The sequence below is a fragment of the Pseudomonas sp. dw_612 genome (genome assembly GCF_018449725.1).
Lineage (GTDB): Bacteria > Pseudomonadota > Gammaproteobacteria > Pseudomonadales > Pseudomonadaceae > Aquipseudomonas.
The window spans coordinates 1-17947 of record NZ_JAAVVC010000022.1 but is presented as its reverse complement, the minus strand read 5'-3'; the positions used below and the strand labels follow the sequence as shown (position 1 = coordinate 17947).

General features: G+C 60.1%; 22 protein-coding genes, 1 tRNA gene and 2 pseudogenes. 10 read left to right on the top strand and 15 right to left on the bottom strand.

Annotated elements, in window-relative coordinates; translation table 11 throughout:
• Positions 1-32 precede the first annotated feature (32 nt).
• Positions 33-236: a hypothetical protein gene (locus HB680_RS26225; RefSeq protein WP_213941312.1), complete on the bottom strand. Its 204-nt coding sequence runs from the start codon at positions 234-236 to the stop codon at positions 33-35.
• A gap of 130 nt (positions 237-366) precedes the next feature.
• Entirely contained in the window at positions 367-687 is a 321-nt protein-coding gene (locus HB680_RS26220; protein WP_213941311.1) for a hypothetical protein, read from the bottom strand.
• Between the two features lie 188 nt (positions 688-875).
• Between HB680_RS26220 and HB680_RS26215 the strand changes: the two genes are divergently transcribed.
• Together HB680_RS26215 and HB680_RS26210 are read left to right on the top strand one after the other, a co-directional pair.
• Positions 876-1139 (top strand): transporter, encoded by a 264-nt coding sequence (locus HB680_RS26215; protein ID WP_256735627.1) that lies wholly within the window; start codon positions 876-878, stop codon positions 1137-1139.
• A gap of 149 nt (positions 1140-1288) precedes the next feature.
• Positions 1289-1840 (top strand): annotated as a pseudogene (locus tag HB680_RS26210) (LysR family transcriptional regulator); the annotation flags it as partial.
• Positions 1841-1869: 29 nt separating this feature from the next.
• Here the strand turns inward: HB680_RS26210 and HB680_RS26205 are convergent.
• Positions 1870-2310 (bottom strand): DoxX family protein, encoded by a 441-nt coding sequence (locus HB680_RS26205; RefSeq protein WP_213941310.1) that lies wholly within the window; start codon positions 2308-2310, stop codon positions 1870-1872.
• Between the two features lie 184 nt (positions 2311-2494).
• Between HB680_RS26205 and HB680_RS26200 the strand changes: the two genes are divergently transcribed.
• Together HB680_RS26200 and HB680_RS26195 are read left to right on the top strand one after the other, a co-directional pair.
• Positions 2495-3394, top strand: a complete 900-nt coding sequence (locus tag HB680_RS26200; protein ID WP_213941309.1) for a LysR family transcriptional regulator — start codon at positions 2495-2497, stop codon at positions 3392-3394.
• A gap of 70 nt (positions 3395-3464) precedes the next feature.
• A pseudogene (locus HB680_RS26195) lies at positions 3465-3773 on the top strand (alcohol dehydrogenase catalytic domain-containing protein); the annotation flags it as partial.
• A gap of 30 nt (positions 3774-3803) precedes the next feature.
• On the opposite strand, the gene HB680_RS26190 reads toward HB680_RS26195, so the two are convergent.
• Positions 3804-4334, bottom strand: coding sequence for a MarR family transcriptional regulator (locus HB680_RS26190; protein WP_213941308.1), 531 nt, complete (start codon positions 4332-4334; stop codon positions 3804-3806).
• 107 nt (positions 4335-4441) lie between these two features.
• Here HB680_RS26190 and HB680_RS26185 point away from each other — a divergent pair, with 107 nt between their 5' ends.
• Positions 4442-5248, top strand: a complete 807-nt coding sequence (locus HB680_RS26185; protein ID WP_213941307.1) for an SDR family NAD(P)-dependent oxidoreductase — start codon at positions 4442-4444, stop codon at positions 5246-5248.
• Positions 5249-5291: 43 nt separating this feature from the next.
• Here the strand turns inward: HB680_RS26185 and HB680_RS26180 are convergent, their stop codons facing one another.
• Positions 5292-6041, bottom strand: a complete 750-nt coding sequence (locus HB680_RS26180; protein ID WP_213941306.1) for a glucose 1-dehydrogenase — start codon at positions 6039-6041, stop codon at positions 5292-5294.
• Positions 6042-6184: 143 nt separating this feature from the next.
• On the opposite strand from HB680_RS26180, the gene HB680_RS26175 reads away from it, so the two are divergent.
• A complete protein-coding gene (locus HB680_RS26175) occupies positions 6185-7057 on the top strand; it encodes an AraC family transcriptional regulator (protein WP_213941305.1) in 873 nt (290 codons plus the stop codon).
• Here HB680_RS26175 and HB680_RS26170 read toward each other — a convergent pair.
• The 3 genes from HB680_RS26170 to HB680_RS26160 are packed head-to-tail and all read right to left on the bottom strand — an operon-like array spanning position 7054 to position 9189.
• Positions 7054-8031 carry a saccharopine dehydrogenase NADP-binding domain-containing protein gene (locus HB680_RS26170; RefSeq protein WP_213941304.1) on the bottom strand — a complete coding sequence of 326 codons (978 nt, stop codon included), beginning with the start codon at positions 8029-8031 and terminating at the stop codon, positions 7054-7056. The genes HB680_RS26175 and HB680_RS26170 overlap by 4 nt on opposite strands.
• Positions 8028-8429: a VOC family protein gene (locus tag HB680_RS26165; RefSeq protein WP_213941303.1), complete on the bottom strand. Its 402-nt coding sequence runs from the start codon at positions 8427-8429 to the stop codon at positions 8028-8030. Before HB680_RS26165 ends, HB680_RS26170 begins: the two co-directional genes overlap by 4 nt.
• Positions 8430-8445: 16 nt before the next feature.
• Positions 8446-9189, bottom strand: coding sequence for an SDR family oxidoreductase (locus HB680_RS26160; protein WP_213941302.1), 744 nt, complete (start codon positions 9187-9189; stop codon positions 8446-8448).
• Between the two features lie 138 nt (positions 9190-9327).
• Here HB680_RS26160 and HB680_RS26155 point away from each other — a divergent pair, with 138 nt between their 5' ends.
• Positions 9328-10236: an AraC family transcriptional regulator gene (locus HB680_RS26155; RefSeq protein ID WP_213941301.1), complete on the top strand. Its 909-nt coding sequence runs from the start codon at positions 9328-9330 to the stop codon at positions 10234-10236.
• Positions 10237-10361: 125 nt separating this feature from the next.
• Here the strand turns inward: HB680_RS26155 and HB680_RS26150 are convergent, their stop codons facing one another.
• Positions 10362-10697 carry a hypothetical protein gene (locus tag HB680_RS26150; protein WP_213941300.1) on the bottom strand — a complete coding sequence of 112 codons (336 nt, stop codon included), beginning with the start codon at positions 10695-10697 and terminating at the stop codon, positions 10362-10364.
• 159 nt (positions 10698-10856) lie between these two features.
• On the opposite strand from HB680_RS26150, the gene HB680_RS26145 reads away from it, so the two are divergent.
• Positions 10857-11108 (top strand): hypothetical protein, encoded by a 252-nt coding sequence (locus HB680_RS26145; RefSeq protein ID WP_213941299.1) that lies wholly within the window; start codon positions 10857-10859, stop codon positions 11106-11108.
• Positions 11109-11172: 64 nt separating this feature from the next.
• Here the strand turns inward: HB680_RS26145 and HB680_RS26140 are convergent.
• From HB680_RS26140 to HB680_RS26120, 5 genes are all read right to left on the bottom strand, one after another.
• Positions 11173-11247, bottom strand: a tRNA-Gln gene (locus HB680_RS26140).
• Between the two features lie 84 nt (positions 11248-11331).
• On the bottom strand, positions 11332-12453 hold the full coding sequence (locus tag HB680_RS26135) for an agmatine deiminase family protein (RefSeq protein WP_213941298.1): 1122 nt from the start codon (positions 12451-12453) through the stop codon (positions 11332-11334).
• Positions 12454-12473: 20 nt separating this feature from the next.
• Positions 12474-13571 carry an extracellular solute-binding protein gene (locus HB680_RS26130; RefSeq protein WP_213941297.1) on the bottom strand — a complete coding sequence of 366 codons (1098 nt, stop codon included), beginning with the start codon at positions 13569-13571 and terminating at the stop codon, positions 12474-12476.
• A 2-nt stretch (positions 13572-13573) separates the two neighbouring features.
• On the bottom strand, positions 13574-14482 hold the full coding sequence (gene aguB / locus HB680_RS26125; protein ID WP_213941296.1) for an N-carbamoylputrescine amidase: 909 nt from the start codon (positions 14480-14482) through the stop codon (positions 13574-13576).
• Positions 14483-14486: 4 nt separating this feature from the next.
• Positions 14487-15539 carry an agmatine deiminase family protein gene (locus tag HB680_RS26120; RefSeq protein ID WP_213941295.1) on the bottom strand — a complete coding sequence of 351 codons (1053 nt, stop codon included), beginning with the start codon at positions 15537-15539 and terminating at the stop codon, positions 14487-14489.
• Positions 15540-15673: 134 nt separating this feature from the next.
• Here HB680_RS26120 and HB680_RS26115 point away from each other — a divergent pair, with 134 nt between their 5' ends.
• Together HB680_RS26115 and HB680_RS26110 are read left to right on the top strand one after the other, a co-directional pair.
• Positions 15674-16528: a LysR family transcriptional regulator gene (locus tag HB680_RS26115; RefSeq protein ID WP_213941294.1), complete on the top strand. Its 855-nt coding sequence runs from the start codon at positions 15674-15676 to the stop codon at positions 16526-16528.
• Between the two features lie 147 nt (positions 16529-16675).
• A complete protein-coding gene (locus tag HB680_RS26110; RefSeq protein WP_213941293.1) occupies positions 16676-16933 on the top strand; it encodes a DUF2790 domain-containing protein in 258 nt (85 codons plus the stop codon).
• A 51-nt stretch (positions 16934-16984) separates the two neighbouring features.
• Here HB680_RS26110 and HB680_RS26105 read toward each other — a convergent pair whose 3' ends face one another.
• On the bottom strand, positions 16985-17923 hold the full coding sequence (locus HB680_RS26105) for a LysR family transcriptional regulator (RefSeq protein ID WP_213941292.1): 939 nt from the start codon (positions 17921-17923) through the stop codon (positions 16985-16987).
• Positions 17924-17947: the final 24 nt, after the last annotated feature.

The window sequence follows — 17947 nt, the reverse complement described above, 5'->3', positions numbered from 1 at the left end:
TCACGACCAGCGTCCAGACCGAAGCCTTCAATTTAATCGTGCAGCAAACCCGAGCTGTACTCGTTGAAGTTGCTGCCGATGGCACTCCCGCCGAAATTCAGCTTGTTCGTGGTGCGACCATCAAACTGCTGGCAGCCCTCTGAAAAACACGTGCTCGTCGTCATCCCGGAACCGGAACAAGCGCTCAGCAGCAACGCACCGGCGATCAACACGACTTTGAAGAGGTTCGATTTCATTGTTCCGTTCCCTTTGGCTGCAAGCATGGCCACGCCCAACCCGAAGCCCTCATCCTAAGCCGCCCGCGTACCTGAAACATAATGAAACTTCGAAGTTCGACAGCCTGGGTTCAGCCAAGCGGTCGTCGCCTCATTTACGGGCCAGTTTGTAGCGTACGCAGTCCTCATAAAAGCTCTTGCGGATCGCTTCCGGCTTGAACCGCGATTTACTGTCGTAGGTTTGCTCGGTAATGCCCATGGCCATCATGTGCATCCACGGCTTGTTGAACTTGTAAACGTGGATCTTCTGACGCGCGGCATACAGCGAAACGCCTTGCAGTTTCAGCTCCTGAGCCCTGGCTGCCGTCCCCGCCCCCCAACTGCACATGTACCGATCATTGGGCTTCAGCTCTTTGGCCTCGACCGAGACGGCAACGCTCGCCAGGGCCAGCGAGATCACTAGATTGCGCAATTGAATGTCACCTAACCATCTGAAAGTGCGGCGATTCTGGCGATTAGTCGAGGGGTTGGGGGCCAGCAAAATGCCTTATCTGCAAAAGCCAAATACGGACCGCCGCCAACACTTGCCTCCCGTGCATGAATTATTCAAAAAACGGTCGACAAATGAGGCCCTGATGACGAAAACAAAAAGACTGATCGTTGAGCGCCTCGCACTTCATCACCAGCCAGACGCACCTGGGCGTGGTTGGCTACGTTTACCACCAAGTCACGGGGGACAGCGGCAGCGGCGCGACCCAGGGCGATTTCAAATCCAAAGTCAGTGCCGTCGGGCCTCAGGCCGGGCATTTCTTCATGGTGGACAAAGAACTCTGGTACGCCAACCTCAAGGGTTATTACGAGTTTGACGCGCAGAATCGCGCCGAGGGCTGGAATACCTGGCTGACGCTGGTTGTGCCGCTTTAGGGCATGTTGTGATGGATGTGTTGGAGGGGGCAGATTCGGGTTCAGGTTAATCGCCGAGTTTGATGTTGGATGTGAGTGCCTCTTCGCGGGCAAGCCCGGCTCCCACAGGGGATCTGCTGTGAACACCAAATCTGTGTCTCGCCGTGTTCCGCAGCCTGCAACTGACCGTGGAAGGTGAGCAGGTGCTGGCCAGTGCGCACACGATCCTGGAGCAACTCAAACCCCTTGAGGATCGGCTTTCCCCACAGAAACGCCCTTTGCGCATCCGCATGCACGTGTCCCTGGCGGTTCGCTGGCTGCTGCCGAAACTGAGCGACTTCTAGCTGCGCTACCCGGAGGCTTCCTTTTCGATCGAAACCGTGGCGACGGAGATCGTCGAACCGGCCAGCGACAGTGACGCCTCCGGCCAATGGCGGCAAATCCCTGGAGGATTACCGGCACATCCCGTTCAACCTGGATGAGTTGGCGCTGGACGCGGCGGCACGGGGTTTGGGCGTGGCGATGACGGATTTGACCCTGGCGCAGGAATCGCTGGATCGCGGGGTGCTGGTGGTGCCGTTTGGGCAGCCGTTGAAAACGCGGGGGATTTATCGCTGTGCCCACAACCGTCGGCGGCGAGCCATCCGGCGTGTGGGGTGATCATGCAGTGGTTTGCGGAGCAGGCCAGTCAGTCAGACGTTGCTGACAACTGGCCGGGATGAGGACCGCATAAACCGACCGTCGCCGCGAATCAGTGGCGGCGAGCATCGAGGCTGAAACGGCCGGCGCCGAAGGCAACCACCTGCAACAAACCACCGGCCATCGCGATGTTTTTGAAGAAGTGAATGAACTGGTTTTGGTCCGCCAGTGCGCTGTGGAATGCCAGGGCGGTGACGACGCTGAACAACGCCAGTACCGAAGCCACGGCACGAGCACGGTAACCGGCGATCAGTGCGATACCGCCACCGATTTCGATAATGACCGCCAGTGCCAGGGCCACTGTTGGAAACGGCAACCCTACCGAGCCGATGTAACCGATCATCATGGCCGGGGCCGCCAGTTTCGAGACACCCGACAGGATAAATATGGCGCTGAGCAATACGCGGCCAATCAGCGATGCCGAGGCTTGGGTAACGTCAGAGCGGCTCTGTTCAGAGGACGTTGAATGGGCGATGTTTGCAGAGTGAGACATTGGATATTTCCTTCAAAAATGTGCGATTCGGAGTGAATCGTTGCAGTGAAGAAATATTGCGCCAGGTCGGCTAACCTGAATAGCTGACTAATTTAGATCATTAGATTCGAAAAAATAGGCAAGCTATCCTCCCTCAACTATCAAAAGACAACCGTGCAGACGCGACCCGCTCAAGGAAACCGACATGATCTCTGAACCCGGCACACCGACACTCGACCAATTGCGGGTGTTCCTGACGGTGGTAGAAGTCGGCAGTTTTGCGGCGGCGGCAAGGAAACTGCACCGGGCCACATCGGTCATCAGCTATTCAATTGCCAACCTTGAGCTGCAACTCGGCGTGTCGCTGTTTGACCGCCATACCACGCGCAAACCGCAACTGACCGATGCCGGCCTGACGGTGCTGGCCGAAGCCAGAACCATCACCAACGGCATCCATGGACTGCGCGCCAAAGTCAAAGGCCTGCTGCAAGGGCTCGAAGCTGAAGTTCATCTGGTGCTCGATGTCATGCTCCCCGCCGAACGCGTGGTCGATGCGCTCAAGTCATTTCGAGAAGCGTTTCCGACGGTGGCCCTCCACCTGCATATGGAGGCGCTCGGCGCCGTCACCCAACTGGTGTTGAACGGTGGCGCGGCGGTCGGCATCAGCGGCCCGATGAATGAAGGGATTGATGGCATTGAAAGAATCGGGGTGGGTAGCGTCGAGTTGATTCCAGTGGCAGCCCCCCATCACCCGCTGGCTTCAACGGACCGGAATGTGCCCGGCGCCGGACGTGAATCCATCCAACTGGTGCTGTCCGATCGTTCGCAGTTGACCAAGGACAGGGATTTCGCCGTCCTCAGTACCCGAACGTGGCGCCTGGCCGATCTGGGGGCAAAACACATGTTGCTGCGCGAAGGCATTGGCTGGGGGAACATGCCGATCAGCATGGTCCGGGAGGACTTGGAGGCCGGCCGGCTCGTGCACCTGAACCTGTCGGAATACACCAGCGGCCTGTATGCCTTCGACGCCATTTATCGCAGTGATCAACCCCCGGGCCCCGCTGCGAAGTGGTTGATTGATCGGTTCGTGCAACAAAGCGGCTAGCCCTGGACAGCAGCGACTACACTTTTCTGGCTTCGCCGAAAAACCTCATATCCCGATCAGGAGGTATCCCATGAGCGGCCCGTCCGAACTCACCCAATTTACGGGCTGGGCGGCTACGGCGGCCGGCGCGCCACTTGAGCGGTTCAGCTACGACCCTGGCCCGCTGGGGGACGAGGAAGTGGAAGTGGCCGTGGAGTATTGCGGTGTCTGCCACTCCGACCAATCGCTGATCGATAACGATTGGGGCATCAGCCAATTCCCGTTTATTCCCGGTCACGAAGTGGTCGGCAAAATCGTGCGAGTGGGCACGCAGGTACGCGGTCTCGAAGTGGGACAGCGGGTAGGAATTGGCTGGTACAAGGACAGTTGCATGCATTGCTCCCTCGCCACAGGTTCAGTTGGTCGCCCTTCAGTTCCCCATGTAGGCAGAAAGAAACTCATCCGAGGCCACGTAATCGGCAACGGCCCGCAGTGACGCTGCCGCTTCGGCCCCCAAGACTTCTTCGACACGCTGATTAGCCGTGCTCCAGCACACGAGCGCCTCCTGTAGAAGCGCGGTGCCTGCCGGGGTCAGGACGGCGCGCTTGGTCCGCCGGTCCTGTTCGTCGGCCTGGAGCTCGACCAGACCGTCGCGCAGGAGAGGTTTAAGGGCGTGGGTCAGGGCCGAAATCTGGATCGCCAGTTTTGCCGCCAAGTCCTGCAAGGTCGGCGCCCTTCCCCCGTTGGCGACCGCCATCCGTGTTGTTTCCATCAAGAGAGAAACCTGCGTCGCCTTCAACCCTACGGGCGCCAGGGCTTCGTCGAACAGATTTCCCAAGCGGCGCGCCGCCAGCCTGAGGGCGGTATTGGTACACACCAGGACCTCGAAGGCGTTTTTCGCTTCGATGTGGTCCTGAGGTGCGTCGTCTGTTGCTGTGGAATTGCCAGAAATTTTGTTCATGGCGAGATGATGGTTGAGCACAACACTATTGACAAGTCCCCGTCATTCGATCTTACACTTGCGGCCTCAACTATTAGCTTGAGCACTAAACCTAAAGAGGCAAGATCATGACTGCATCGAAAAAAACCGCCGTTGTAACGGGTGCTTCCTCAGGCCTCGGCGCCGTGTACGCCGACCGCTTGGCCGCACGGGGTTATGACCTGGTGTTGGTGGCGCGCCGGGGCGATCGCCTGGCAGCGTTGGCCGAAAAACTGACCCGCACGTATGGCGTCAGCGTCCAGAGCCTGGTCGCGGATCTTGAGAAAGAGGCGGATGTCGCCAAAGTGGAAGAGGTCTTGAGCAGCGATGCCAGCGTGCAACTGCTGGTCAACAATGCCGGCCTCGCAAAGTTGCGCCCGTTGGCAGATTCGTCCATCGATGACTCCATGACCCAGGTGTCGCTGAACATCATCGCGCTGACCCGTCTGACCCAGGCCGCGTTGCCGGCCTTCGTATCGCGCAACGCAGGCACCATCATCAACGTTGCGTCCGTGTTGGCCGTCCAGTCCTGGGCAATCAGTTCGGTGTACAGCGGCAGCAAAGCCTATGTGCTGGCCTTCAGCCGGGGCATTCAGGACGAACTGGCCAAAGCCGATTCGAAGGTGAAACTCCAGGTCGTGCTTCCGGCCTCGACCGCCACCGAAATCTGGACCGAAGGCGTCTCCGGCGTGCCGTTGTCGGCCCTCGGAAAAGACACCGTGATGAGCGCCGAAAATTGCGTCGACGCCGCACTGGCCGGCCTGGACAACGGCGAAGCGATCACTTGGCCTTCGGTTGAGGATCAGCACCTGTGGGACCAGTACGCCACCGCCAGCTCGGCACTCTTCGCCGCGACGCAAACCGGTACGCCGGCTTCTCGCTATCGCATTGCCTGATCGTCCCAAGCGGCTCTGGTATTCAGGGCCGCTTTTTTTGCTTTCAGTAACCGACCCCGCGCACGCCACCCGCAGCCCTGATGGATTCTCCGGTCACCCAGTGCGAATCCCCGGACGCCAGGAACACGGCCAGCGGTGCAATGTCTTCGGGTTCGCCAAAACGGCCCAGCGGTGTGCCGGCTATCAGTTTTTCGCCAAACTCACCGGCGAAGTTACCGTCGGTGGCGGGCGTGTTGGTGTGGCCGGGCAAGATCGAGTTGACCCTGATCCCCCGGGGGCCAAGCTCCCGGGCCAACGCAAAGGTCAGCGTATCGACCGCGCCTTTGGTCGCCGAATAGACGCTGGAGGCCAGATAGGGATCGGTGCTGAGGATCGAACTAATGTTGATGATGCTGGCCGACGGGCCAAACAGTTTGACGGCCTCTCGAACGGCCAAAAGATACCCGAGCACATTGACGTTGAATTGCTGATGGAACGCTTCCTCGGTGAGGTCTTCGATCATTTGAAACACCGCGACACCGGCATTATTCACCAGGATATCCAGCGTCCCGTAATCGTTCCTGACGGTATCGAACAACCGCATCACGTCGACTGCTTTGCTCATATCCGCCTGAATGGCGACCGCTTGACCGCCCTGCTCCCGGATCTGCGCAACCACCGCTTCGGCGTCGACTGCGCTGGACGCATAGTTCACAACCACCGTGGCGCCCGCCGCGCCGAACGCTCTGGCGATCCCCGCACCGATGCCTTTGGACGCGCCGGTAACCACTGCAATTTTGCCTTCGAGTTTCATGAAATAACCTTTGAAGATGATGGATGAGTGGCCCCCAGTATTCGGGCAACTCGCGCGCAAACGGTTGCCGGTTCTTCTCGTATGCTTGCCTATTCTTATCACTTGGCTTGCGTTGCGCTCGGCACTGCTCCATGTTCAGTCCTATGAGTGAAGCAATGGACGAACTGCGCAGCATCGTGATGCGCGCGCAAAACAAGTGGACAGACACCGGACTGGCGCGTGTGGCGATGGTGCGGGCCGAGGCGTGTGCGAACCAGGTTTATCAGCCGATGCTGCACCTGGTGCTGCAAGGCTCCAAGACGTTGTCCATCGGCGATCAGTTGCTGCAATACCGACCGCTCACCTACTTTCTCGTCCCCGTGGACGTACCCGCCACCGGTGAGATTTACCCGAGCGGACCCGGCCGGCCCTATCTGGCACTCAGCCTGACGCTGGACCCGAACGTCATCGCCACACTGCTCGCGGATGAGATCAAGACCACCGTGCAACCCACGTCGAATCGCTTTGCGGCAGTGACGGCACCGGCTGAACTGATTGACGCGTGGCTGCGCATGCTGCGGCTGATGGATCGCCCCAACGAAGCCGCGGTGCTGGCACCGATGATCGAGCGCGAGATTCTGTTTCGCATCCTGCAAGGACCGCTCGGGGGGATGCTGCGCGAAATCGCTCGCCCGGACGGCCGACTGGCGCAGATCCGCCGCGCGACCCTATGGATCCGCGAGCACTACACCGAGCCCTTTCGCGTAGAGCCGCTGGCGGCGATGACCGATATGAGCGTCGCGGCGTTTTATCGGCATTTCAAAACCATCACAGGCATGACGCCCATCCAGTATCAAAAGCGTCTGCGCCTGCTCAGGGCGCGCTGGCTGCTGCTGTTCGAACCGCGCGATGCCGCGTCCATCGCTTTCACGGTCGGCTATGAAAGCGCATCGCAATTCAGCCGTGAATACGCTCGCCTGTTCGGGATGCCACCGGCGCGGGATGCGGCCAGGTTCAAGACGCCCGTAGCGCCCTAAAAATCGGTGATGGTCGTCCCGGCAATCGTCTCGGCGAAACCCATTCCGAATACACGGCCAGGGGTTTCAAAACCCGCTCGCCGGTCACCGCCCAATACCCGGCGCGCCGCTTCCACGGCGGCCGTTGGCGTGTAGCTGTAACCGTTGACGGTCTCGATCACCGAGCGCGCAACGCTGCCGTCAGCGCCGGTGACTTCAGCCACCGCCCGGGCGGGATTCGCCTCGCGTTGCTCGCTGTTTGGGCCGTCGGGCAGTTGCGACAAATCGCCTTCGGGAAACGCATCGCCGGTGATGTGCACGAACATCGCGATATTGGCGATCCCGGTCGAGTGCCAACCGGTGACCAGGTCGCCGAACGACAGCGGCGCGCAGAGTGCCGGGCCGTCACCAAAATCGAAGTGCCGGGGTTGCGCCTCGGGCGTGGCAACCAGCACTCCATCGACCCGCGCCAGGAGGCCCGCGCCGATGATTTCGCCGACACTCAGGGCCGATCCCCGGGACATGGAGCCCGCCACCTGCAACGCCACCCGCAATGACTGCGGGTTTTGCACGCGGCGCGCGACGTGCATCGCCAGGCAGTCGGTCGGCACCACGTCCCAGCCCACCCCGGGCAGCAACATCACACCCGCCTCGGCGGCCTGCGCGCCCAGTCGTTCCGCCAGTCGATAGACGTTGATCTCGGCCGTGATGTCCAGGTAGTCGGCGCCCGTTTTGATACAGGCCTGCATCAGGGCCTCTGCCGTCTTCGCGAAAGGCCCGGCGACATTCAGCAGCACATCGATGCCGTCCAGGGATTCCGCTGCCTGCGCATCGGCGGTGAATACTCGGTAAGGAACATCGAGTTGCGCGCCCAGAGCGGCCAGTCTGTCGGCATTGCGCCCCGCGATTACAACCGCCAATCCTTGTGCCTTGGCATGCTCGGCCGCCATGCGACCGGTGTAGCCCGTCGCGCCGTAGATCATCAGTGTTTTCATTGCGCGTGCTGCCAGTTTTTGTAGACGAATTCGAGGCTGTAGCCGTCCGGGTCAAGGACATTGCCGGCGTAGTAGTTCGGGTCGTAATGCAGGCGCGCACCCGGCGCACCATTGTCGACGGCACCGTTTTCCATGGCGGCCGTGTAGGCGGCGCGGACCTCGGCCTGGCTGTTCGCCACGAAGCCGACATGCACGGCGCGCCCTTCTACCACGCCTTCGCGCAGCCAGAAGAACACCCGTCCATTGGCGCCGAAGCCCTTGAGGTCGGGATGACCCGGCGGACCGTCCTTGCCGTCGTAATCGAGCCGCGCGGTAATGCCAAGCGGGGTCAGCGCCGCCGTGTAGAAACGGATCGAACGATCAATGTCGCTGACTGAGATAAAAATATGATCAAGCATGGGGCACCCTCGCGAGTCAGATGATGTAACCGCCCGAGACTTCAACAGTCTGGGCATTGATCCAGCGTCCTTCTTCGGACAACAGCATGGCAATAACGCGCGCCACATCCTGCGGTTCGCCCACCCGGCCAAGGGCGGTTTGTGAGGCGAGCAGTGCTTCGAATTCATCATTCAAACCGCCGCCCAGCTCAGTGCGAATCGCCCCCGGCGACACGGCATTGGCCCGGATGCGCCGAGGGCCAAATTCCTTGGCCATGTAGCGGGTCAACACATCGAGTCCGCCCTTGAACGCCGCATAAGGCGCGACACCCGCCGTGGCCACGCGGGTCGTGGCGCTGGTCAGGTTGACGATGCTGGCGCCCTCTTCCATCAGCGGCAGCAAGGCCTGGGTCAGGAAAAACGGGCCTTTGAGGTGAACGTTCAGCAAGCCGTCAAACTGCGCCTCGGTGACCGATTCAAGGGGATTGAACAAGCCATGGCCCGCGTTATTCACCAGACCGCCGAGCGTTGCCACGCCCCAGGTGGCCTGCAAGGTCTGTCGCACCGCTTCTCGGAAACGGGAAAAACCGCTCACATCGGCGACGTCCAGCTCAAGCGCCACAGCCTTGCCGCCCGCTGCCTGGATGCGCCGCACGACAGCGGCGGCTGAATCAGCATGGCTCTTGTAGGTCAGGATGACACCCATGCCGCGCTCGGCACAGAGTTCGGCGGTGCTGGCGCCGATGCCACGGCTGCCTCCGGTGATGACGATTACGCTCATTCGTTGCTCCAATGTCGCTGGGATGAGTCACCACAGTAATCATCGCCATCGCCACGAGCGCAGCCGTTCCTGCCCGAATCCTGCCTGTTTCTGCTTTTTGCTTGCCGGGGCGCATCACCTTGAGTTCAGATGATCCCTATGACAAACCCACTGAATGAACTTCGCGCCCTGGCTTCCCGGGCCGAAAACCGCCGCACCGAGACGGGCATCCCGCGCGTCGCCATGGTCCAGGGCGCCATCCCTGAACACCTGCTGGCCGCTGTTTACGATCCGATGATCAACCTGATCCTGCAGGGCAGCAAATCCATGACCGTCGGCGACCGCACGCTGCGCTATGACCCGGCGACTTACTTTGTCATGTCCATCGAGTTGCCGGCGGTGGGCACCGTGCACCCGGCGGCCTCGGGCGAGCCTTATCTCGCGGTCAGCCTGACACTTGACCCGACGGTCCTGGCGACATTGCTGGCCGATGTGCCGATGCCCGCCAGGCGTTACGAACACGACGCCGGTTTTTCGGTGGCCGCCGTCACGCCTGAATTGATGGATGCCTGGCTGCGCATGCTACGGCTGATGGATCACCCTGAATCCATCGCGGCCCTGGCGCCGGCCTACGAGCGGGAGATCCTCTACCGTGTTCTGCAAGGTCCCCATGGCTGGATGCTGCGTGAAATCGCGGCGCCGGATACCGCCATGGCACGGGTCAGCCTGGCCATTCAACGGATCCGCCGCGACTTCGCCGAACCGATCCGGGTTGAAGCCCTCGCCCAGAAAGCGGCGATGAGCGTGTCCGCGTTCCACCGGCACTTCAAAGCCGTCACCACGTTGAGCCCGTTGCAGTATCAAAAACGGGTTCGATTGCTGCAGGCCCGATCGCTGATGGTGGCCAGTGCCAAAAGCGTGACCAGCGCGGCGTTCGAGGTCGGCTATGAAAGCGCGACCCAGTTCAGCCGAGACTACGCGCGGATCTTTGGCCTGCCGCCGGCACGGGACGCCGCGAGGATCGTCGGTGAAACCAAAGGGCTGATTGATTCATCGACCTTCAACTAGGCGGACTCACTGCTGCGGTGCAAAAAACCTGCACGCAAAAAAAGCCCCGCGACCCAATGGGGTGCGGGGCAAAAAATTGGTTGGTTGCGGCCAACCAAAGGAGCATCGTTAAAAACGTTGATCGGTTACAGGCATTCCTGCGCGGCGCGCTCGAAACTCGAAGGCATGAAGTTCGATGCCAGCAAGTGGCGTTCATACACAAACACCTTGCCGCCGCTCGGTGTCTTATAGGCTTCCAGCACGTTGTTCGCCGTGACTTTGCTCGGCACCACGATCCGGTAGCTGCGCTGGGTTTGCGAGACCGTCGGGGCCAGTGCGTTGCCTTGAAGTTTGGGCACGATGCAATCAGCGTATTCGGCAGGCGTTTTTTTCGTCTGCAGGGTCAGCGTCGGGTCATTAGGCGCTGAGGCGCAACCGGCTAGCAGCAGCGTCATGACAGCCAGTTGGCTCAGTGTCTTCATCGCACATGTTCCTTGAGCAACGTTTTCGATGGAGGCGATTTTCGACGTTTACCCGGCAAAGCAGAACTTGTGATTCTTGATTGTCACTATTGCTTGAACCAATAGTTGCGCCACGTGCAGACTGCGTGACAGCCCGACTACAACTAAAAGGATTTCCCCGTGCGCACTTTTGACCTGATCCGCGATGCCGTCCTGCCCGAGTTCCGTGATCGAGTGGCGGAATACCTGGTCGATTACGAAACCGTGTTGGGTGAAAACGCAGCCGATTCGGAACGCGTGCGCGCCACGGCGCATCAGTTGCGCGGTTATTTGCGCGGCTTGAACACCACACGGGTGTTGGGGATGGCGGATTGGGAAGAGCTGGATCGTCGCGTGGTCGAGACCTGGCTGGCGCACCACGCTCAGCGCTGAGCCTCGCCGGCGGACAAAAAAAGGGGACAGATCAATCGATCTGTCCCCTTTTCTATCAGGAATATGGCAGGGGCGGCTGGATTTGAACCAACGCATGGCAGGATCAAAACCTGCTGCCTTACCGCTTGGCGACGCCCCTGCAAGAGCGGGCGGGAATTTATCAACTTTCCCGTCGTCTGGGAAGCCCCCACCCCTTATTAATTTGTTTTAAAACAGCCACTTGTCACTGGACGAACGGTTGATGACTGGTCACGCAGTGAATTCCGCCGCCTCCGGCAGAGACGGCGTCGATGTTGAGTTGCACCACTTCACGGTCCGGATAGAGCGCGGACAACAGTTCAAAAGCCTTGGTGTCCGCCGCTTTGTCACCAAACTCGGGCGCAATGATGGCGCCGTTAATCACAAAGTAATTGATGTAGCCCGCCGCAAAGTCCGGGTTGTTGCGGTTGAGCTTGCTCTTGCGCGGGTTCAGCGGTGGCGACACGGTGTGCACCTGTAACTTGCGGCCGTCGGCGTCCGTGGCGTTTTTCAGAATCTGCAAATGCGCACGGGTGACCTTGTAATCGTATGACTGCGGGTCATTGTCGAGATTGGCGATCACCACGCCCGGCTTGATGAAACGCGCGTAGAAATCAACGTGGGCATCGGTGATGTCCCTGCCCTTGATCCCCGGCAGCCAGATGATTTTGCGCAAGCCCAGTCGGGCCATCAGTTCTTGTTCGACTTCAGCCTTGCTCCAATCGGGGTTGCGATTGCGGTTGATCCAGCTGCTTTCGGTCATGATCCCCGTGCCATGACCGTCCACTTCGATCGCCCCGCCCTCGCCCACCAATTCGCTGCGCAGATAATCGGCCTCCGCATCGTGGGCAATCAGGGCCGCCAGTTTCGCATCCTGGCGATGCTGTTGTTTGTTGCCCCAGCCGTTGAAGTTGAAGTCCACGGCGCCCAGTTCGCCTTGCCCATCGACGACAAAATTGGCGCCGATATCGCGCATCCAGATGTCGTCGAGTTCGGTGATGACGTAGGTGATATTGGTGGTGCCGCAGTGCTCCTCGGCCAGCTCCCGCTCGCGCTGGCGACAGAACACGGTCACCGGTTCATAACCGGCGATGGTGCGCGCTATCAGGCCGATGGCCGCTTGCACGTCGGCAGTGAAATCCTCCCAGATCGCCTGTTGGGCGCCAAACGCGATGAAGGCCCGCTCGTGTTTATCGCCCTCATCCGGCATGTGCCAAACGCCCGGCGTGGCCGCTTGCAGGAGCGACGGCGTCAGGCCCATGGACACGGCAGCGCCCAGACTGGCCACCACCGAAACCTGCTTGATGAACTCACGACGCGTCGACATGTGCTGATCTCTTTCTGAAGTCATTTCGCGGTCGCCGTTTTAAACTTGGTCCAGGTGCGCATCCGCGCCCGCATATCGGCCTGGGGAATGTCCTTACCGGGAATCAACCGCGCGTAAGTGGCCTCGTCGAGGTAAATATCCGGGTTGTTGCGCATTGCGGCATCGACGCTCGGGCGCGCCTTGGCATTGGACGTTGGGTAACCGGTGAAATTGCTGATGGCGGCCATGTTCTCCGGGCGCATGACGAAGTTGATAAACGCATAGGCGTACTCCGGATGTTTGGCGTCGACCGGAATCGCCATGGTGTCCATCCACACCGTCGTGCCTTCGCGCGGAATGCGGTACTGGAACGAAGTGGTCTTGCCAGCGCTGTCCGAGGTACGTTGCGCCTGGGTCATGTCACCGCTGTAACCGAGGGACAGGCACAGGTTGCCGTTCACCAGATCGGTCACCGGTTGCGACTGGAACTTGCGAATGTACGGCCGCAATTTCATCAGCAGTTCACTCGCCGCGGCCAGGTCTTCGGGCTTGGCACTGCGTGGCTCGCGGCCGAGGTAGTTGAGCACCACCGCCAGCACTTCATCGGGCGAGTCGATCATAGAGATACCGCAGTCCGCGAATTTGCTCGCCAGTTCCGGTTTGAACAGCATGTCGAGACTGTTGACCGGTGCATCCGGCAACCGTTGTTTGATTTGCTCGGCGTTGTAAGTCAGGCCGATGGTGCCCCAGGTGTAGGGCACGGTGGCTTTGCTCGAATATTCGTAATGGCTGCGCAGCTTCTGCAGACCGGGCTCGATGTCGCCCACGGCGGTGAGTCTGGACTGATCCAGCGGCAACAGGCTGCCGGCACGCATCAAGCGTTCGGACACCGTGTCACCGGGGAAGATCAGGTCATAACCACTGCCGCCAGCGAGCATCTTGGCTTCGAGGGTTTCACTGCCATCCATGACGTCGTAGATCACTTTGATCCCGGTTTCGGCGGTGAATTGGCTCAACGTATCTTCGGCAAAATAGTCCGCCCAGTTGTACAGCCGCAGGGTTTTCTCTTCGGCGTGCAGCGATGGCGTGGCACCCGCCAGTGTCAGGGCCGCGAGCAGCAGTTGGTTGGCAATGCGCATGTTCAAACCCCTTGAGTGGCCCAGCGAGAATGGAGATGACGGCCGTCCTGGCTTAACAGCGCGCCATACATGTCCGGGCGGCGGTCGCGGTAGATGCCCCAGCTCAGGCGCTCTTCGCGCATGGTGGACAGGTCCAGGCTGTGCACCCGCACACCGGTGCTGTCGCGGTCGGCCTCGGCGAGCAATTTGCCCTTGTGATTGCAGATAAACGACGAGCCATAGAAGCTCATCTGCAAGCTCGGATCGGTGGTCGCCACTTCCCGGCCGACGCGATTGGACGCCACCACCGGCAACAGATTGGCCGCCGCATGCCCGCGCATGGTCATCTGCCAGTGATCGCGAGAGTCCAGCGCCGCGCAACCCGGTTCAGAGCCAATGGCGGTGGGAAACAGCAACACTTCGGCGCCCATCAATGCCAGGCAGCGCGCGGTTTCGGGGAACCACTGATCCCAGCAAATACCTACGCCGATGCGCCCGAACGCGGTGTCCCAGACCCGGAAACCGGTATCGCCGGGGCTGAAATATTCCTTCTCCTGATAACCGATGGCGTTGGGGATGTGGGTCTTGCGGTACACCCCCAGCAAGCGTCCGTCGGCATCGGCCACGCTCAGAGAATTGAAGTACGCATTGCCGGCCTTTTCGAACCAGCTCAGCGGCAGCACCACGCCCAACTCCTTGGCCAATGCGGCAAAGCGTTTGAGCACGTGACTGTCTCGATACTCTTCGGCCAGGGCCAAGTGCTTGTGGCTCTGTTCGATGCAGAAATACGGCGTGGCAAACAGCTCCTGCAACAGGATCACCTGGGCGCCTTTCGCGGCCGCTTCGCGCACCAACTGCTCAGCTTGGTCGAGGTTGTGCTGCAAGTCCCAGGTGCACGGCATCTGGGTGGTGGCAATCGTCAACAAAGTCATGGCCTCAACCCTCCACCGGCCAGGCAGGCTGTTGCTGGGTGATGCAATGCACCCCGCCGCCGCCATGGGCGAGGTGATTGATGCGCACCGGCACCACTTCGCGGCCCGGGAACGCTTGAGCCAGGACTTCGGCCGCCGCGTGGTCAGCGTCGATGCCGTAGGCCGGCATGATGATCGCGCCATTGGCGATGTAGAAATTGGTGTAGGACGCGCAGAACACTTCGGCATCGGTGTCCACCGCTTCGGTGGCTTCGTACAACTCGATCAGCTCGAACTGACGGCCTTGGGCATCGGTGGCCAGTTCCAGGGCGCGACGGTTTTCCCGGGCCACTTCGGCGTACACCGACTGCTGGTCGTGGGTCGCGTCCACCAGCAACACGCCAGGACGGGCGAAGGCACAGACGCCATCGACGTGGCCATCGGTCATGTCACCGGTCACGTAATCCGGATCGCCCGGCAGCCAGATGGTTTTCTTCACACCGAGCAGTCGGCTGAAGATAGCTTCCATCTCGGATTTGCTGATGTACGGGTTGCGATTGGCGTTGAGCAACACCGATTCGGTGGTGATCAGCGTGCCTTCGCCATCGACATGAATCGCCCCGCCTTCGTTGCTCAACGGCGTGCCAAAGCACGGCACGCCCAAGTGATTGAGCGCACGGCGCGCCAGGCTTTCGTCCAAGTTGTGGGCCGACTTGCCGCCCCAGGCATTAAAGCGCCAACTCACCCCGGCCAGGCCTTGTTGCGGATGGCAAACGAAGCTCGGGCCGGAGTCGCGGCACCAACTGTCGTTCACCGCCAGCGGGATCAATTCGATGTTGGACCCGCACAGCGCTTTGGCGCTGGCGATAGCCGATGGATCAACCACCATTTTCACCGGTTCGAACCGGGCAATCGCGTTGGCCACGCGCGCGAAATCCTCTTGCACCAACGGCAAGGTGACGCACCAACCCGACTCCCAGAGTGCCTGGTTGTGTGGCCAGACCATCCAGGTCGCGGCGTGCTTGACCCACTCCGCCGGCATCATCCAGCCACTGTTTTGATTTTTATCTTGCTGCATGACAAACACCTTTTAGTTAAGTCATTGTGTTCAATGAAAACTGCCTCGATGGGCTTGACATGCATGCTACGGCTGTAAAATCGGGCGAACAAACGATGGATTTTGCAGAAAAGTGATTAGAGGAACTTATCAATATGCTCAAGCACTGGCCCCCGCTCAGCACCCTTCGCGGCTTTGAAGCCGCCGCGCGACTGGGCAGTTTTCACAAGGCTGCCGCCGAGCTGCACCTGACCCAATCGGCCATCAGCCAGCAGATTCGCAGTCTTGAGGCGTACCTTGAGCAGCCGTTGTTTTTTCGCAGCGGCCGCAGCGTCAGCCTGACCGATGCCGGTCACGATTTGCTCAGCACCACCCAAGCGCTGCTGCAACAATTGGCGGTCGGCATTCGCCGCCTCGGGCAGTATCAGAAACCCAATCAACTGGTGCTCAACACCACGCCGGCGTTCGCCCGTCACTGGCTGCTGCCGCGCCTGGGGGATTTTCGCCGCGAGCATCCGGAAGTGGATCTGTGGATCTACAGCACCGATGAAGTGCCGGACATGACCACCCAGACCATCGACGTCGCAGTGCGCGATGACATCAGTTCCCAGGCCGAATGCAGCTTCAAAGTGCTGCACGCCGACCGCCTCTATCCGGCGTGTCATCCGAGCGTGTTGGCGCTGCCATCCACAGAACGAACCACCCTGCACGGCGAGCGGGAAATGGATTGGAGCCACTGGGCGGTGGAGGCTGGTATCGATGTCGGCCAGCAGGGTCAGGGGCTGAATTTCTCCGATCCCGGCCTGTTGCTCGATGCCGCATGTGCGGGACTGGGTATCGCGTTAGTCAGCGAATTATTGAGTTGTTCGGCCCGCGCCAATGGCTCGTTGCAACCCTTGGTGGAGCAAACCATTCGCGGCCCGAACTGGGCGCTGTTGACCCATCGCGACAGTGAAAGCAACGCGCGAAGTTTCTGTGAGTGGTTGCTGAGTCAGCTGGAAACGGCATAACCGTTCTATTCATGCGCAATCCGGCAACAGTGTTTGTCCAGTACTCCGCTGTTTGGGGGCAGGTCAAACACCTAGCATCGTCTCTACCCGGTGAGCAAACAGCTCCCCGAGGTAAACAACTAACCCTTGGACGAGACGGTGAACATCATGAAACTTTCAAGTGCTGCGATTCTTTTTGCCCTGCTCGGTATCGGCACCCCTGCCTTTGCAGACGACGCGCCCGGCAACACCCCGGTTGAGAGCTACAGCTACGGCATGAAACTCGATATCCAGAAGATCATTTCGATCTCGGATACCGCCGACAAATGTGGTCCGGTGCCGACCCAAATGACCTACGAAGACTCCCAGGGCCAACGCCACATCCTTGAGTATTCAATCATGGGCACTGGCTGTTCAAACGGTTGAGGACCGTGCAGACGATGGAGGGTCGACACTCCATACCTGCGGCGCCAGCCACTATCGCTTCTTTGATGAACTGACAACTTTTGCATGTTCGGCCAACACGCCTGGAATGTAATCCTTAAGAAACTCCACCCAGGTTCTTATCTTCGCGTCCACGAACTTGCGTGACGGGTAGATCGCAAACAAATTCAACTCTTCCAGATGGTACTCGGGCAGTACGCGCATTAACGTGCCGGCTCTCAGGCCCTCGACGGCCGAAGCAATCGGCTGAATACCAATCCCCATCCCGCTCAATATGGCGACCGTCATGGCGTCGGCCGTGTTGACATGAAACGGCGACAACGGAACGGTCACCGTCTCCGCGCCTTCCGGCCCCTCGAATGCCCAGTTTTCAACCGGCATCACCGTGTTAACAATCCGCAGGCAATCATGTGCAGCCAGCGCACCCGGCGAATCGGGACTGCCGCGTTTCTTCAGGTACGCGGGCGACGCGCACAGGATGCTGTAGGTGATGCCGAGGCGCTGCGCGACAAAGCCTGAATCGGGTAAATCCCGCGCCAGCACAATCGACATGTCATAGCCCTCCTCCAGCAAATCCGGCAGCCGATTGGTCAGGGTCAAATCGAACATGACCGAGGGATGCGTTTCGCGATATTGGGCGATGGCATCGATCACGTAATGATTGCCGATGGCGGCCATCGCATGAATCTTCAGCCGGCCCACCGGCATGACCTGCGCGGTGCCAGCCTCTTCATCGGCCTCACGGACTTCATCCAGAATCTTCTCGCAGCGCTGCAAATAGCGCAGGCCGGCTTCGGTCAGCGCCAGGCGTCGAGTGGTGCGGTTGATCAGGCGTGTTTGCAACCTGGCTTCGAGGCTGGAAACCGCTTTGGAGACGTTGGTTGTGGTGGTGTCCAGCAGGTCGGCGGCTGCCGTGAAGCTGCCGCTTTGGGCGACGGCGATGAAGACACGCATGGTTTGGAAAACGTCCATCGGTTCGCCTCAACGGTAGGGCCA